Origin of the sequence: Bradyrhizobium sp. CCBAU 11357, assembly GCF_028128865.1 — a bacterium.
In the GTDB taxonomy this organism is placed as follows: domain Bacteria; phylum Pseudomonadota; class Alphaproteobacteria; order Rhizobiales; family Xanthobacteraceae; genus Bradyrhizobium.
In genome coordinates, this window is sequence record NZ_LBJW01000110.1 from 377,906 (window position 1) to 392,635 (window position 14,730).

Sequence of the window (14,730 nt, forward strand, 5' to 3'; positions counted from 1 at the left end):
GACGGAATTTGTGGTGGCGGTCACGCAGAAATCAAGATCGTCATTCCGGGGCGCGACGAAGTCGCGAGCCCGGAATCCATCGAGCCACAAGTTCAGGCGGAGGAATGGATTCCGGGCTCGATGCTGCGCATCGCCCCGGAATGACGGAAGAGACTACGCCCGTGTCAGCTCACGTGCTCCGGATAATCCGTGTACCCCTTCTCCTCGCCGCCGTAGAACGTCGCGCGGTTGTACGGCGTGATCGGATAATCATGCTCGAGGCGCCGCGGTAGATCCGGATTGGAGATGAAGATGCGGCCGAAGGCGATGATATCGGCGTGGCCCTCCGCGATCGCCGCATTGGCGGTCTCGCCGGTGAAGCCGCCGGCCGTCATCAAGGCGCCGCTGTAGAGCGGGCGGAACAGCACCATGGCGGAGGGCACGTTCTGCCAGTTGACCTCGGCGCGGCCCGCGCCACTCGAGCGCGGCTCGATGAGATGCAGATAGGCCAGACCGAGCTTGTCGAGCGCCTTCACCACGTGGGTGTAGAGCGGCATCGGATCGGGCTCGCCGGAATCATTGGCGATGCCGTGGGGCGACAGCCGCACGGCGACGCGGCTCGCGCCCCAGACATCGATCGCGGCCTGCGTGACCTCGAGCAGAAGGCGCGCGCGGTTCTCGATGGAGCCGCCATATTGATCGGTGCGCTGATTGCTGCGCGATTGCAGGAATTGCTCGAGCAGATAACCGTTGGCACCGTGGATCTCGACGCCGTCGAAGCCGGCGCCGAGCGCGTTCTTGGCTCCCTGGCGGAAGGCCTCGACGATGCCCTTGACCTCCTCGGTCTCCAGCGCGCGCGGCGTCTCGTAGTCGGCGATCTTGCCGTCGGCCGTCATCGCCTTCATGCCTTCGGCCTTGATCGGAATTGCCGAGGCCGAAACCGGCAGCTCACCGCCGTGGAAGGAGGAATGCGAGACGCGGCCGACATGCCAGAGCTGGAGGAAGATGATGCCACCCTTGGCGTGCACCGCGTCGACCACCTTGCGCCAGCCTGCGATCTGCGCCTCCGAATAGATGCCGGGGGTCGCCGGATTGCCGCGGCCGTGCGAGAGCACCGGCGAGGCTTCGGCGATGATCAGGCCGCCCCTGGTCGCGCGCTGGCCGTAATATTCGGCGTTGAGCGGCCGCGGCGCAAAAGTGTCGCGCTCGGCCCGCATGCGCGTCAACGGCGCCATCGCGACGCGATGCGTGAGCTTGTAGGGACCGACCTGCAGCGGCCGAAACAACGCTTCGAATTTCATGCTGGCCTCAACTGGAGCTTGGTAAGATGACGATCATATAGCAAGGGGCGACACCCGGAAAAGGTGCCGCCCCCACGAAGGAAATTCCTCCCCGCGAAACGTGGGCAGGACATTAGGCCGTCTTGATCCAGACGGCCTTCACGTTGAGATATTCCTCGACGTGCTGCTTGCCGGATTCGCGGCCGTAGCCGCTCATCTTGTAGCCGCCGAACGGCACGGCCGGGTCCATCGCCTGGTAGCAGTTGACCCACACCGAGCCGGCACGCAAGCGTTTCGCCACCGCATGGGCCTTGCTGACGTCGCGCGTCCAGAGGCCGGAGCCGAGGCCGAACGTGGTGTTGTTGGCGCGCTTGACCAGCTCGTCCATGTCCTTGAACGCGATCGCGGAGATGACGGGACCAAAAATCTCCTCCTGCGCGATGCGCATGTTGTCCTGGACGCCCGCGAACACCGTCGGTGAGACGAAGAAGCCCTTTGACAATGCGCCGTCGGTGACGCGGCCGCCGCCGGCAAGCGCCTTGGCGCCTTCCTTCTGGCCGATGTCCAGATATCCGGTGACGCGCTCGAGCTGCTGCTCGGAGACCAGCGGGCCGATCTGCACGTTGGGATCGAGGCCGTTGCCGACCTGCAGCTTCTTGCCAAACTCGGCGACGCGGCCGACGAACTCCTCGTAGATCGATTGCTCGACGAACAGGCGCGTGCCGGCGCTGCAGATCTGCCCCGAATTGGCGAACACCGCCATCGCCGCGCCCGGCACGGCGGCGTCGAGATCGGCATCCGCGAATACGATGTCCGGCGACTTGCCGCCGAGCTCGAGCGAGACGCGCTTGAGGTTGCCGGCGGAGGCACGGATGATCGACTGGCCCGTGACATGCGAGCCGGTGAAGGCGACCTTGTCGACGTCGTGATGCGAAGCGAGCGCGGCGCCTGCGGTCTCGCCATAGCCGGGAACGACGTTGACGACGCCGGGCGGCACGCCCGCTTCCATCGCAAGCTCAGCGATGCGCAGCGAGGTCAGCGGCGCCTCTTCGGCCGGCTTGAGCACCACGGTGCAGCCGGTCGCGATCGCCGGGCCGATCTTCCAGATCGTCGCGGTCAGCGGCCCGTTCCAGGGGATGATGGCGCCGACGACGCCGACCGGCTCCTTCAGCGTGTAGGAGAAGATTTCGCCGGGCAGCGAGTTCTCGATGGTCTCGCCGTGAATCGCGGTGGTCTGGCCGGCGTAATAGCGCAGCATGCCGACGGCGCGCAGGCGGTAGGCACGGGTGCGGCTCAGCGGCGCGCCCATGTCGAGCGTATCGAGCTGCGACAATTCGTCGAAATTCTTCTCGACGAGGTCGGCGAGCCTCAGAAGCAAGTTCTGCCGCTCGAACGGCTTGACCTTGCTCCACGGACCTTCGAAGGCGCGGCGGGCGGCCGCGACCGCACGATCGATGTCTTCCTTGTCGCCCTCGGCGACGGTTGCGAGCAGCTCGCCGGTGGCGGGATTGCGGGTCTCGAAGCGCTTGCCCGAGGCTGCATCGACCCACTTCCCGTCGATCAGCATCTGCTTGTAGGACCCGTTTGCGAACGGATGGCGCGCGATCGGAATAGCCTGCGACACAGCCATGGCTGCACTCCCTGTCGGTTATTGGTTGGTTCGATCTGGGCGGGATCGTTCTGCAAAGGATACAGCCGTGCCTGATCAGCGTAAAGGCAGCGCGGAACGAAGACCTCCCATGCCGACTTGTGCAGGGTCGCATCGCTGCCATGCTATAGCTCGACTGAAGGCTTTCCACGGAGACGATCCATGTCACATCCCGCCATCGTCAAAGACAATGTTGCCGTGATCACGGGTGGCGCAGCAGGCATCGGATTTGCCGCCGCTGCGGCCTTTGCGCGCGCTGGAATGAAAGTGTGTATCGCGGATGTCGACGAGGCACGCCTGGCAGAAGCTGCAACAAAACTGTCATCCGTTACGTCGGCCGCGAACGTGATGACCTCGGCCGTCGATGTCAGCAAGATCGAGAGCGTGACGGAACTCGAGCGCGCAGTCCATGAGCGGTTCGGCGGCACCGACGTCCTCATGAACAATGCCGGCATTCAGCCCGGCAGCACGTTGTTCGACGCGCCGGACAATTGGCAGCGCATCATCGCCGTCAACATGTGGGGCATCATCAACGGCTCGCGCATCTTCGCGCCGAACATGATCGCGCGCGGCAAATGCGGCCTCATCATCAACACCGGCTCCAAGCAGGGCATCACCACGCCGCCGGGCGACCCCGCCTACAATGTCTCGAAGGCCGGCGTGAAGGCGTTCACCGAGGCGCTCCAGCACGAGTTGCGCAACACGAAGGACTGTCGCGTCACGGCACACCTGCTGATCCCAGGCTTCGTCTTCACCGGCCTGACCGCGAAGGGCCGCACCGAGAAGCCGGCCGGCGCCTGGACGCCGGAGCAGACGGTCGATTTCATGCTGGCGCGGCTGGAGGCCGGCGATTTCTACATTCTCTGCCCGGACAATGACGTGCCGCGGGCGCTCGACGAGAAGCGCATGCTGTGGGCCGCCGGCGACATCGTCGAGAACCGCCCGCCATTGTCGCGATGGCACCCGGATTACGCCGACGCGTTCGCCAAGTTTGTGGCGCAAGAGTAGGCCCGCACCGCTCTGTCGCTCGCCCCGGTGCTCGCGGAGAGGGTGGGCCCCGCCACCTGGCTGTGCCCCCACCTTGACTCCCTCAAAATTCGTTATACAACATAACTATTCTGACAAGGACGCAAATGACACAGGGAAACGCCGAGACCGCGGACGCGGGCGCCTCCGGGCTTTTGAGGATCGAGCGGGCGGACCGGGTTCTGACCGTGGGTCTGAACCGGCCGGCCAAGCGCAATGCGCTCAATGACGGCATCATCCTGGAAATCGGCGAGTGCTTTGCGAACCTGCCCGAGGACATCGGCGCGGTCGTCATCCACGGCATCGGCGACCATTTTTCCAGCGGCCTCGACCTCTCCGAGCTGACCGAGCACGACGCCACCGGCGGGCTGCTGCATTCCCAGATGTGGCACCGGGTCTTCGACCGCATCCAGTACAGCCGCGTGCCCGTGATCGCAGCGCTCAGGGGCGCCGTGATCGGCGGCGGGCTGGAGCTGGCCTGCGCGGCCCATATCCGCGTCGCCGAGCCCTCGACCTATTTCGCGCTGCCGGAGGGGCAGCGCGGCATTTTCGTCGGCGGTGGCGGCTCGGTGCGGCTGCCGCGGCTGATCGGCGTTGCCCGGATGATGGACATGATGCTGACGGGACGCGTCTACAGCGCGACCGAGGGCGCGTCCTACGGCTTCGCACAATATCTGACCGAGGCCGGCAACGGGCTCGGGAAGGCGCTTGAGCTTGCGACCAAGGTGGCGTCCAATGCCCCGCTGACGAATTTTGCCGTGCTCCAGGCGCTGCCGATGATCGCAGAGGCCAATCCGCAGACCGGCCTGTTGATGGAGTCGCTGATGGCCACCGTCGCGCAGAGCGACAAGGAGGCCAAACGGCGGATCCGCGAATTCCTCGAGCACAAGACCGCGAAGGTGAAGCCCAAATCATGAGCGTAAAGTCATGAGCGCGCAGCCATCCTCTTCCGGCATGGAGCGCGGCGCGAGCGATTTCCCGCTGCGGCCCATCTCGTTCGGCGATCCCGTCGTCAACATCGAGCGGCGCAACGACGGCACGATTTACTTGCGGCCAAAGCAGCCGCTTGGCGACTACCCGGTCCGCATCACCGACCGCCTGCATCATTGGGCGACGACGACGCCGGACCGGGTCTTCATGGCCGAGCGCGAAGGTGGTCGCGGCTGGCGCAAGATCACCTATGCCGAGCTGCTCACCGCGAGCCGGCACATCGCTTCAAGCCTGATTGCGCGCGGCGTGTCGGCGGAGCGGCCGGTCGTCATCCTCTCGGGCAATTCGATCGACCACGCGCTCTTAGCCTTTGGCGCGTTCTACGCCGGCGTTCCGTTCTGCCCGGTGTCGCCGGCCTATTCGCTGGTGTCGAAGGACTACGGCAAGCTGTCCTATCTGATGAAGCTGCTGACGCCGGGCCTCGTCTTCGCCGACGATGCCGACAAGTTCGCCGATGCGCTCGCCGCCAACGTCTCGCTCGGCACCGAGATCGCCGCGTCCTATGGGCACGTGCCGGGCCGCGACGTCACCCTGCTCGCCGAACTCATGGCGACGCCGATCCGTGGCGATCTCGACGACGTCCACGCCAGGATCGGCCCCGACACGATCGCAAAATTCCTGCTGACCTCGGGTTCGACCGGCAATCCCAAGGCCGTCATCAACACCCAGCGCATGATCTGCGCCAACCAGGTGATGCTGCGCGAAACGCTCGCCTTCCTGAAGGACGAGCCGCCGGTCATCATCGATTGGTTGCCGTGGAATCACACCTTTGGCGGTAATCACAATATCGGCCTGACGCTCTACAACGGCGGCTCGATGTATCTGGACGCCGGCAAGCCGGTGCCTGGCGGCATCGAGGAGACCGTGCGCAATCTCCGGGAAATTTCGCCGACGGTCTATTTCAACGTGCCCAAGGGCTACGAATCGCTGCTGCCCTATTTGCGCGACGACCAGGGCTTGCGCGCCAAGTTCTTCGACCGGCTGCATGCGATGTTCTTCTCCGGCGCGGCGCTGTCGCCGTTCGTCTGGAACAGCCTCGACGAGCTCGCGGCGAAGGAGAAGGGCTATCGCGTGCCGATGCTGACCGGTCTCGGTGCGACCGAGACCGCGCCGTTCTTCATGTCGGTCAATCCGCGCACCAGCCGCTCCGGCCATGTCGGCCTGCCCGTCTCCGGCAACGACGCCAAGCTGGTGCCGAACAACGGCAAGCTGGAGGTGCGTGCCAAAGGGCCGAACGTGATGCCCGGCTACTGGCGCCAAGGCGACATCACCGCAAAATCCTTCGACGAGGAAGGATTTTACAAGATGGGCGACGCGCTCAAGCCCGCCGATCCCGATGACTTCAATGCCGGCTTCGATTTCGACGGCCGCGTCAGCGAGGACTTCAAGCTCGCGAGCGGCACCTGGGTCAGCGTCGGCCCGCTGCGCGCGCGCCTCACCGCGGCCTGCGCGCCGCTGGTGCGCGACGTCGTCATCGCCGGCATCAACCGCGACGAGGTCTCCGCGCTGGTCGTGCTCGACCTCGACGGCTGCCGGCTGATCAACCCGACGCTGCCGCCCGACGATCTCGTCGTCGCGACACGCGACCGCCTGGTGCGCGAGGCTTTCCGCGAGCGCCTGACCCGCTTCCTCGGCCAGGCCACGGGCTCCTCGACGCGGATCACGCGCGCGATCCTGATGGACACGCCGCTCTCGATCGACAAGGGCGAAGTCACCGACAAGGGCTCGATCAACCAGCGCGCGGTGCTTGAGCATCGCGGCGAGCTGATCGAGGAGCTCTACGCTGCCAATCCGTCGAACCGTGTGATATCGGTCGCCTAAGATGACAATTGGGATGAACCAGTCGGCTCTTCCTTCACCTCTCCCCGCTTGCGGGGAGAGGTCGAATTTGCGCAAGGCGCAAATTCGGGTGAGGGGGAGCCGCCGCGAGTCCCACTGCCACCGCATTCGCGGAAGCAAGCCCCTCACCCCAACCCTCTCCCCGTAAGAACGGGGAGAGGGAGCAGACCGGCCGATCCGGTCGCACCTAATAAGAACGATCAAAGGAGAACGCCATGTTGTTGAAGGATCAAGCCGCCATCGTCACCGGCGGCGCATCGGGACTTGGCGCGGCCACCGCAAGAAAGCTGGCCGCGCAGGGCGCCAAGGTGGCGGTGTGCGACCTCAACACCAAGCTTGCGGAATCCGTTGCCGCCGAGATCAAGGGCGTTGCCGTCACCTGCGACGTCTCGGATGCCGCCTCCGCTGAAGCCGCGATCGCGCAGGCGACCAAGGCCCATGGCCCGGCGCGCGTGCTGGTCAATTGCGCCGGCATCGGCGTTGCCAAGCGCGTGGTCGGCCGCGACGGTCCGATGGCGCTTGCCGATTTCGACAAGGTGATCAAGGTCAACCTGATCGGCACCTTCAACATGCTGCGCCTCGCCGCCACCGAAATGTCCAAGCTGGAGCCGCAGGCGACCGGCGAGCGCGGCGTCATCATCAACACCGCCTCCGTTGCCGCTTATGACGGCCAGATCGGCCAATCCGCCTATTCGGCCTCCAAGGGCGGCATCGTCGGCATGACGCTGCCGATCGCGCGAGAGCTCGCGCAGTTCGGCGTCCGTGTGCTGACGATTGCGCCCGGCCTGTTCCTGACGCCGCTGCTCGCAAACCTGCCGCAGGAGGCCCAGGACTCGCTCGCCGCCGCCATCCCCTTCCCGCGCCGGCTCGGCCAGGCCGACGAGTTCGCCGCGCTCGCGCTGCACATGGTCGAGAACGCCTATCTGAACGGCGAAGTGGTGCGCCTCGACGGCTCGCTGCGCATGGCGCCCAAGTAAATTCGCAGAGTAAGGCCAGCCAGATGTTCGTGAACCGGCGCGAGGTCCAGATCCAGTGGGGCGATTGCGACCCCGCCAACATCGTCTATTACCCGCGCTATTTCGCGATGTTCGACGATTCGACCTCGACCCTGTTCGAGGCCGCCGGCTTCTCCAAGCAGGACCTGGTCCGCAAATACGGCCTGGTGGGCATTCCCATGGTCGACACGCGGGCCAAGTTCTACATCCCCTCGACCTATGGCGACTGGATCACCATCGAGACCAGAATCGAGAGCATCAAGCGCTCGAGCTTCGAGGTGAAGCACAACGTCTACAAGGGCGAGGCGCTCGCGATCGAGGGTTTCGAGACCCGCGTCCTGGTCGGCCGCGATCCCGATAATCCCGACAAGCTGAAATCCGCACCATTCCCGGCGGAAATGGTCACCAAGTTCACGGGGAGTTAAGTCCGGAGCTAAATCGCCGCATCACCAAAAGAGGGGGCTGAATTACCCCGCGATTTCTGCTTTCAAATAAACACGTCAAGGGAGGAATAGATGAAACGCTTTTATTTGACCGCTGCCATCACTGCGGCTGCGCTGGCCCTGCCGGCATTGCCTGCGCTGGCCCAGACCAGCGAAGTCACCATCGGCATCACCACCACCACGACCGGCCCGGGTGCGGCCCTCGGCATTCCCGAGCGCAACGCGCTGGAATTCGTGCCGAAGGAGATCGGCGGCGTGCCGCTGAAGGTGATCGTGCTCGACGACGGCGGCGATCCCACCACCGCCACCACCAACGCCCGCCGCTTCGTCACCGAATCCAAGGCCGACATCATCATGGGCTCGGCGCTGACGCCGCCGACCATTGCTGTCTCCAACGTCGCCAATGAAGCCGGTATCCCTCACTTTGGTCTGGCGCCGTTCCCGATCACGCCCGAGCGCATGAAGTGGTCGGTGGCGATGCCGCAGCCGATTCCGATCGTCGGCAAGGTGCTGTACGACCACATGAAGTCGAAGGGCATCAAGACGCTCGGCTATATCGGCTATTCCGATTCCTACGGCGACCTCTGGTTCAACGATTTGAAGGCGCAGGCCGTGCCGATGGGCATGACCATCGTCGACGAGGAGCGCTTCGCCCGTCCCGACACTTCGGTGACCGGCCAGGTGCTCAAGCTCGTCGCCGCCAATCCCGATGCCATCCTGGTCGGCGCCTCCGGCACCGCGGCCGCGCTGCCGCAGACCGAGCTGCGCGAACGCGGCTACAAGGGCCTGATCTACCAGACCCACGGCGCCGCCAGCATGGACTTCATCCGCATCGCCGGCAAAGCGGCCGAGGGCGTGCTGATGGCTTCCGGTCCCGTCATGGATCCCGAGGACCAGCCGGATGAAGCCGCCACCAAGAAGCCGGGTCTCGCGCTCAACTCGGCCTATGAGGCCAAATATGGCCCGAACAGCCGCAGCCAGTTCGCAGGTCACTCCTACGATGCCTTCGAGATCCTCAAGCGCATCATCCCGACCGCGCTGAAGACCGCAAAACCCGGCACGCCGGAATTCCGCGAAGCGATCCGCCAGGCCTTGCTGACGGAGAAGGAACTCGCGGCGAGCCAGGGCGTCTACAACTTCACCGAAAAGGACCGCTACGGCCTCGACGAGCGCTCGCGCATCCTGCTCACCGTGAAGGACGGCAAGTACACGCTGGTGAAGTAGGCGTAGCGAGATTTGAGGCGACGAGAGCCGGCCCGATGGGCCGGCTCTTTTCATATGTGGATCGAGCTGCGGCTACGAGCGTTGCTGCGCCCCCTCTCCCGCTTGCGGGAGAGGGTTGGGGAGAGGGTGTCTCCACAACGGGATTGCGGCTCTACGGAACAGTCCCCCAGAGGAGAAAGCCCTCACCCGGCGCTTCGCGCCGACCTCTCCCGCAAGCGGGAGAGGTTGCACCGCGCCCGCGGACCCACTTTGGCTAAGCCGCCTGCCGCAGCGGGGTCCAGGCGAACTCCGGATAATAATCGTCCATCATGCGGTCGACATAGGCGGTGAGGTTCGGAAATCCCTCTGTGCGCTCGCGCAAGGCGGATTCGAAGAACGGCGTCAGGATTCCGGCCAGCGCGCCGAAGGCGGTCGCGTCGACGCCGCAGGGCCTGTTGCCCATCAGGTACGCCTTGTCGCCGAGCTGCACCGACAGCGCGAACAGCGAACGCACGGCAAGATCGACGTCGTCATCCGGCGCGTGACGGCCGAGGCCGGAGAGCAGATAGTTCTCGGCGACGCGGAACTGCGCATCCTCGCGCAGCTTCTCGCGATTGTGCTCCGGCGCACCGTCGAAGAAATGCGCAGGACCCTTGGCGAAATTGACCGGATCGACCCAGCGCGCGCCGACCAGTGCCCAATAGACGTGATGCTCGATCATGCGCTCGAACGCCCAGGCCTGCGCGCGCTCGCCTAAGGAGAGGCCGGCGTCGAAATCGAAGCCGTAGCGGCGCTCGATATGGGCCCGGATGAAGGTGGAATCGGCCACAGCCTCGCCGCCGTCGTCGATGAAGGGCAGCTGCCCCTTGGGCGAAGCCGGCGGCATCGCCCGCTCTTTCCGGTAAGGCAGTCCTGCCATCTTGAGCTGCACCTCGGTCTTGGTGACGAAGGGGCTGATTTCCGGCAGGCCGAAGCCGGCGCCAAAGCCGTAAAGCGTGATCATGCAAGCTCTCCTGAACCTGTCGAACGAGTGGAAGGAACCTAGCGGCCGGCTGCTGCCACCATGGTGGCAGCAGCCGTGATATCTTCTGCGAAGCGGGCCCCTCGCCAGGCGCGGCCCATCACATGGCGGACCAGCGCATCCGCAGCATGGACCAGCGATCGCGTCGCGGCGGTCGCGAGCGCAAGGCGGAGGTCGACAATTGTTGTGACGTCAAGCGAGACGAGGCGGCTGAAGGCCCAAGCCTGCCGTGCCTTGACCTTGAAAGGCTGGACCTGGAAAGGCTGGCTCCGCCACAACGGGCCGGCCTGGCCGAAATGGGTTGGAATGATCATGGACAAATCCTCTTCAGTCGATGTGTTGTCCCGGTATAGAACTCCCCTGCTGCCAACATCCTGTCAGCAGCCGCGCGCCGCCTTCTGAAGACACCACCTTAGAAAAAAGCAGCGACAAGAGACCTGTCATGAGACGCGCCGACCGGCTGTTTCAAATCATCCAGGTGCTGAGACGCACGCGTAAGCCGTTGACGGCGGACGCGATCGCGGCCGAGCTCGAGACTTCGAAGCGCACCATTTATCGCGACATCGCAACCCTGATCGGCCAGCGCGTGCCGATCCGCGGCGAAGCCGGCATGGGTTACATCCTGGAAAAGGGTTTCGACCTGCCGCCCTTGATGCTGACGCCCGACGAGATCGAGGCGGCCGTGCTGGGCGCGCAATGGGTCGCCGGGCACGCCGATTCCGCGCTGGCGCGCGCGGCCGAAGACTTGATGGCCAAGATCGCCGACACCGTGCCTGAGCGCCTGCGCCCGTTCGTGCTGGAGCCGGCGAGCCGGGCGCGGCCGAGCTGGAACCGGGAACCCGACCGCCTGGACATGGCGCGCACCCGCACCCAGATCCACGAAGGCAAGAAGATCATGCTGCGCTATCGCGACGAACAGGGCCGCCCCAGCGAGCGCATGATCTGGCCGATCTCGGTCGGCTATCTCGAAGCGGTGCGGCTGCTGGCGGCCTGGTGCGAGCTGCGCGGCGACTTCCGCAGCTTCCGCACCGACCGCGTGGTCGAGGCGACCTATCTCGACGAGAAATATCCGGAGCGGCGCGACGTGCTGCGCGCGAGATGGCGGCAGAGCCTGGTCTGGGGTCCGCCGAAGGACACGTGAGGACGATGGACGAGACCGAGCTGTCGAGCTGTTGCCAGGGCTGCGGTGCCTGCTGCGGCTATTCGCAGAACTGGCCGCGCTTCTCGATCGAGAGCGACGAGGAGCTTGCGCTGATCCCGGCGGCGCTCGTCAACGACCGGCAATCGGGCATGCGCTGCGAGGGCGATCGCTGCGCGGCGTTGCAAGGCGAGATCGGAAAGACGACGGCCTGCGGCATCTATGACGTGCGGCCGGAGGTGTGCCGCACCTGCATGCCGGGCGACGCCGAATGCGCGATGGCGCGGCGGAAGTTCGGCCTGCCCGTTATCGAGATCGCTTAGGCCGGAACCGCTTCGCCGATCTCGTCGTCGAGCTCGTCATCGAGCGGTGCGAGCACGGAGAGCGGCTTGGTCGACAGCGTGATCGGCTTGCGCCCTCCCGACAGCGATGTTGAAGCTTTCGCCGTGCGTTCGCGCGACAGCGCGAAGAGCGTCGAGCCGACGCGGCCGCCATTCTCGATCAGGTCGCGCTCGCTGCAGTTCGCTGCGATCGCGACCGCCAGCGAGTGCAAATGGCTGCGGTGGTAGCAGAACAGCGCCAGCCTGGCGCGCACGTCAGGGGAAACACTCTCAACCAGCCTCGGCAGGCCACTCTCGCTGGCGCGATACATCTCGCCAAGGAGCTCGTCGCGGACCGGGCAGAAATCGCTTTCAAAGGCATCGCGGCTTGAAAACATTGCAGTTCTCCCTCGTGTGGGGAAGATGCAGCGCAATTCTCTAACGAAAGGTTAACCACGCTGCCCGGTAGTCACCCGGGGTGCTTGCGCCCTTGCCGTGAATCAGAGTGGCGCAGTGGAGCGCAAACGCCACCACAGCGTCATGGCCGGGGCTTGTCCCGGCCATCCACGTCTGGCCACCGGGCCGCAGGCCTCAGTTCGCCGCCATGAAGATGGAGAGGCCGAAGCCGGTCAGGTGATGCAGCGCCTGGTCGACGCCGATCAGGGTCCAGAACCAGGGATGGGCGAGGTCGACGCCGAAATTGGCGGACACGAATCCCTTGGCGCGGTCGATCGTGATGTGGATCGCGAAGTCGATGAAGGCGACGAACCAGAATCTCGGCGCCACGATCGCGATCAGCGGCAGCGCGACGGCAAGGTGGACCAGGCAGTGCACCAGGAGCGGCAGGGCCCAGCCATGCTTCTGGTCCTTGCCGTGCGCCATCCAGGCGGTTTGAAGAACGAAATCGGCGATGACGTGCTTGAAGGTGAGCAGCGACATCCAGCCAATGAGCGCTTCAACCGGAATCGCCGATGACATGGGTGGAAACGACAAGCTGACGCCTCATTGACGTGACGAGAAGAATTGGAGCGTTCAGCGCAACTTCTTCTTGGACCGGTCAAATCGCCGGGACGCGTGATTTATGACATCTCCCGCGGCGGAATGCAGCCGGGTGGAACTGGAAAATCGCCAAGTGTGGCTAACTGGTGATAGGATGACCAATCGCCGCGGACATCTCGAGTAAGGTTACCTCCGGCTCGAAATTTGCATTCCGCTCCCTTCGCGCTATCATCGGCGATCGGGAATATCGTTCTTTTTTCAGGCGTTTACGAATTACCGGGCCGGCTGCGCTTCCAAGCCAGGCGCCGTCAGCCAAACGATAAGGCCAGCGTGCTGCCATGAGTACTGAAGGCCCCACTGCATCGCCGACCGTGCCACCGCCCCGGCGTCCCAAGGTGATCAAGACCAACCAGCAGCAGGTTTTCCTCTACGTCGTGCTGACCCTGATGCTGTCGCTTGCCACCGTCTGGGCCGGCCGCACGCTGGTGCACAATTCGGAGACGCTGACCTTCGCCGTCGGCGGTCCCAACAGCGACGAGGCGCTGTTCGCAGCCAAGCTCGCCGCCCTCCTGAAGAACAACGCATCGCGCTTCCGGATCAACATCGTCAGCAACGCCGACAATGCCAAGGCGCTCGCGCAGTTCGACCGCAAGCAGGCCGACCTCGCCGTGCTGCGCACGGACGCAAAGGTGCCGCTGCGGGCGCGCACACTCGCGATCCTCGAGCACGATCTCGTGCTCCTGCTCGGTCCCGGCAACAAGAAGATCAAGTCGCTCGCCGAATTGAAGAAGAAGAAAGTCGCCGTCGTCGCCGAGAACGAATCCTCGCTCGCCTTCGTGCGCAGCATCCTCGACGTCCCCGATGGTCCCGAGGCTTCGAAAATCCAGATGGCGCCGCAGGGCGCGACGCTGGACAAGCTGTTTGCCCCGGCAAACGGCTTCAGCGCAGTGATCGCCATCGTCCACGCCTCGAAGGCGATCCGGGACAAATCCTACGAGCAAGCCGCCAAGCGCGGCGGCTTCACGCTCAACGCCATCGACGAAGCCAAGACGCTGGCGCGCAAATTCCCCGGCATTTCCGACGAGACCGTGACAGCGGGCTCGGTGTCGACGTCCCCGCAGATTCCCGACGACGATCTCGACACGATCGGGCTCGAATGGCTGCTGGTCGCGCAATCCAGGATGTCCCCGACCACGGCCGGCGAGCTCGCGCGCATCGTCTACGAGAACAAGTCGGCGCTCGGGCTCGACAACGGCTTTGCCACCAGGATCGAGCCGGCCTCGGTCGAGAAGGACGCCTTCGTGATCGCGCATCGGGGCGCCGCCGACTACATCAACGACGATACCAAGTCGTTCATGGATAAATACAGCGACCTGATGTATCTGGGCGCCGCAGCGCTCAGCATCATCGGCTCGATCTTCGCCGCGATCTACGCCAAGATCACCCGTATCGCGCCGGAGAAGGCCAGCGAGCTCTCGACCGCCATCCTCGACATCGGCGAGCGGATCGAGCACGCCCACTCGCTGGATCAGCTCGAATGTCTCCAGGATGAGCTCGAGACCATCTTGCGCGGTGCCGTCATCGGCCTCAGGGACGGCACGATCAGTACCGACGGGCTCGACACCTTCAAGCTCGGCTACGAGTTCGTCCGCGACGAGATCGGCATGCGCCGCGACTATCTGAAACGTCATGCCGGCGAGGCTGACAAGACGGGGCGCGATGCCGGGCCGCTGGACGACAGCAACGTCGTGGTGGTGAAGACCGCCCAGAGCGCCTGATACCGCCGGATTGGACAAGTAGAAACTTTCGTGTCCCGGACAAGCTGCAATGCCGAAGGCGTTGCAGCGCT

At 64.8% G+C, this 14,730-nt stretch carries 15 protein-coding genes; 9 read left to right on the forward strand and 6 right to left on the reverse strand.

Features of this window, described 5'->3' with window-relative positions; genetic code table 11:
* Positions 1 to 164: 164 nt before the first annotated feature.
* On the reverse strand, positions 165 to 1,280 hold the full coding sequence (locus tag XI05_RS31980) for an alkene reductase (protein WP_271509357.1): 1,116 nt from the start codon (positions 1,278 to 1,280) through the stop codon (positions 165 to 167).
* Positions 1,281 to 1,392: 112 nt separating this feature from the next.
* Entirely contained in the window at positions 1,393 to 2,889 is a 1,497-nt protein-coding gene (locus XI05_RS31985) for an aldehyde dehydrogenase family protein (protein ID WP_271509360.1), read from the reverse strand.
* Positions 2,890 to 3,069: 180 nt separating this feature from the next.
* Here XI05_RS31985 and XI05_RS31990 point away from each other — a divergent pair, with 180 nt between their 5' ends.
* From XI05_RS31990 to XI05_RS32015, 6 genes are all read left to right on the forward strand, one after another.
* On the forward strand, positions 3,070 to 3,915 hold the full coding sequence (locus tag XI05_RS31990; protein ID WP_271509364.1) for an SDR family NAD(P)-dependent oxidoreductase: 846 nt from the start codon (positions 3,070 to 3,072) through the stop codon (positions 3,913 to 3,915).
* A gap of 125 nt (positions 3,916 to 4,040) precedes the next feature.
* Positions 4,041 to 4,850 carry a crotonase/enoyl-CoA hydratase family protein gene (locus XI05_RS31995; protein WP_172787081.1) on the forward strand — a complete coding sequence of 270 codons (810 nt, stop codon included), beginning with the start codon at positions 4,041 to 4,043 and terminating at the stop codon, positions 4,848 to 4,850.
* A 10-nt stretch (positions 4,851 to 4,860) separates the two neighbouring features.
* Positions 4,861 to 6,744, forward strand: a complete 1,884-nt coding sequence (locus XI05_RS32000; RefSeq protein WP_271509367.1) for a feruloyl-CoA synthase — start codon at positions 4,861 to 4,863, stop codon at positions 6,742 to 6,744.
* A gap of 233 nt (positions 6,745 to 6,977) precedes the next feature.
* Entirely contained in the window at positions 6,978 to 7,739 is a 762-nt protein-coding gene (locus XI05_RS32005; protein WP_172787079.1) for an SDR family NAD(P)-dependent oxidoreductase, read from the forward strand.
* A 23-nt stretch (positions 7,740 to 7,762) separates the two neighbouring features.
* Entirely contained in the window at positions 7,763 to 8,182 is a 420-nt protein-coding gene (locus XI05_RS32010; RefSeq protein WP_172787078.1) for an acyl-CoA thioesterase, read from the forward strand.
* Between the two features lie 90 nt (positions 8,183 to 8,272).
* Complete coding sequence (locus XI05_RS32015; RefSeq protein ID WP_212260089.1) at positions 8,273 to 9,424, forward strand: ABC transporter substrate-binding protein; 1,152 nt, start codon at positions 8,273 to 8,275, stop codon at positions 9,422 to 9,424.
* Positions 9,425 to 9,677: 253 nt separating this feature from the next.
* Here XI05_RS32015 and XI05_RS32020 read toward each other — a convergent pair whose 3' ends face one another.
* Together XI05_RS32020 and XI05_RS32025 are read right to left on the reverse strand one after the other, a co-directional pair.
* Positions 9,678 to 10,406, reverse strand: coding sequence for a glutathione S-transferase family protein (locus XI05_RS32020; protein ID WP_271509368.1), 729 nt, complete (start codon positions 10,404 to 10,406; stop codon positions 9,678 to 9,680).
* 38 nt (positions 10,407 to 10,444) lie between these two features.
* Complete coding sequence (locus XI05_RS32025) at positions 10,445 to 10,738, reverse strand: hypothetical protein (protein ID WP_271509369.1); 294 nt, start codon at positions 10,736 to 10,738, stop codon at positions 10,445 to 10,447.
* Positions 10,739 to 10,866: 128 nt separating this feature from the next.
* Here XI05_RS32025 and XI05_RS32030 point away from each other — a divergent pair, with 128 nt between their 5' ends.
* Positions 10,867 to 11,565 (forward strand): helix-turn-helix transcriptional regulator, encoded by a 699-nt coding sequence (locus XI05_RS32030; RefSeq protein WP_025033709.1) that lies wholly within the window; start codon positions 10,867 to 10,869, stop codon positions 11,563 to 11,565.
* 5 nt (positions 11,566 to 11,570) lie between these two features.
* Positions 11,571 to 11,885: a YkgJ family cysteine cluster protein gene (locus XI05_RS32035; protein WP_271509370.1), complete on the forward strand. Its 315-nt coding sequence runs from the start codon at positions 11,571 to 11,573 to the stop codon at positions 11,883 to 11,885.
* Here XI05_RS32035 and XI05_RS32040 read toward each other — a convergent pair.
* Together XI05_RS32040 and XI05_RS32045 are read right to left on the reverse strand one after the other, a co-directional pair.
* Positions 11,882 to 12,280: a hypothetical protein gene (locus tag XI05_RS32040; RefSeq protein ID WP_271509371.1), complete on the reverse strand. Its 399-nt coding sequence runs from the start codon at positions 12,278 to 12,280 to the stop codon at positions 11,882 to 11,884. The genes XI05_RS32035 and XI05_RS32040 overlap by 4 nt on opposite strands.
* Positions 12,281 to 12,473: 193 nt before the next feature.
* On the reverse strand, positions 12,474 to 12,821 hold the full coding sequence (locus tag XI05_RS32045; RefSeq protein WP_271509386.1) for a DUF3307 domain-containing protein: 348 nt from the start codon (positions 12,819 to 12,821) through the stop codon (positions 12,474 to 12,476).
* 398 nt (positions 12,822 to 13,219) lie between these two features.
* Here XI05_RS32045 and XI05_RS32050 point away from each other — a divergent pair, with 398 nt between their 5' ends.
* Positions 13,220 to 14,659: a TAXI family TRAP transporter solute-binding subunit gene (locus XI05_RS32050; RefSeq protein WP_271509372.1), complete on the forward strand. Its 1,440-nt coding sequence runs from the start codon at positions 13,220 to 13,222 to the stop codon at positions 14,657 to 14,659.
* Positions 14,660 to 14,730: the final 71 nt, after the last annotated feature.

What these genes read in the sequence shown, in the direction of transcription:
- XI05_RS31980 (WP_271509357.1), bottom strand. Translation starts at nt 1,280, where the DNA reads ATGAAATTCGAAGCGTTGTTTCGGCCGCTGCAGGTCGGTCCCTACAAG.
- XI05_RS31985 (WP_271509360.1), bottom strand. Translation starts at nt 2,889, where the DNA reads ATGGCTGTGTCGCAGGCTATTCCGATCGCGCGCCATCCGTTCGCAAAC.
- XI05_RS31990 (WP_271509364.1), top strand. Translation starts at nt 3,070, where the DNA reads ATGTCACATCCCGCCATCGTCAAAGACAATGTTGCCGTGATCACGGGT.
- XI05_RS31995 (WP_172787081.1), top strand. Translation starts at nt 4,041, where the DNA reads ATGACACAGGGAAACGCCGAGACCGCGGACGCGGGCGCCTCCGGGCTT.
- XI05_RS32000 (WP_271509367.1), top strand. Translation starts at nt 4,861, where the DNA reads ATGAGCGCGCAGCCATCCTCTTCCGGCATGGAGCGCGGCGCGAGCGAT.
- XI05_RS32005 (WP_172787079.1), top strand. Translation starts at nt 6,978, where the DNA reads ATGTTGTTGAAGGATCAAGCCGCCATCGTCACCGGCGGCGCATCGGGA.
- XI05_RS32010 (WP_172787078.1), top strand. Translation starts at nt 7,763, where the DNA reads ATGTTCGTGAACCGGCGCGAGGTCCAGATCCAGTGGGGCGATTGCGAC.
- XI05_RS32015 (WP_212260089.1), top strand. Translation starts at nt 8,273, where the DNA reads ATGAAACGCTTTTATTTGACCGCTGCCATCACTGCGGCTGCGCTGGCC.
- XI05_RS32020 (WP_271509368.1), bottom strand. Translation starts at nt 10,406, where the DNA reads ATGATCACGCTTTACGGCTTTGGCGCCGGCTTCGGCCTGCCGGAAATC.
- XI05_RS32025 (WP_271509369.1), bottom strand. Translation starts at nt 10,738, where the DNA reads ATGATCATTCCAACCCATTTCGGCCAGGCCGGCCCGTTGTGGCGGAGC.
- XI05_RS32030 (WP_025033709.1), top strand. Translation starts at nt 10,867, where the DNA reads ATGAGACGCGCCGACCGGCTGTTTCAAATCATCCAGGTGCTGAGACGC.
- XI05_RS32035 (WP_271509370.1), top strand. Translation starts at nt 11,571, where the DNA reads ATGGACGAGACCGAGCTGTCGAGCTGTTGCCAGGGCTGCGGTGCCTGC.
- XI05_RS32040 (WP_271509371.1), bottom strand. Translation starts at nt 12,280, where the DNA reads ATGTTTTCAAGCCGCGATGCCTTTGAAAGCGATTTCTGCCCGGTCCGC.
- XI05_RS32045 (WP_271509386.1), bottom strand. Translation starts at nt 12,821, where the DNA reads ATGTCGCTGCTCACCTTCAAGCACGTCATCGCCGATTTCGTTCTTCAA.
- XI05_RS32050 (WP_271509372.1), top strand. Translation starts at nt 13,220, where the DNA reads ATGAGTACTGAAGGCCCCACTGCATCGCCGACCGTGCCACCGCCCCGG.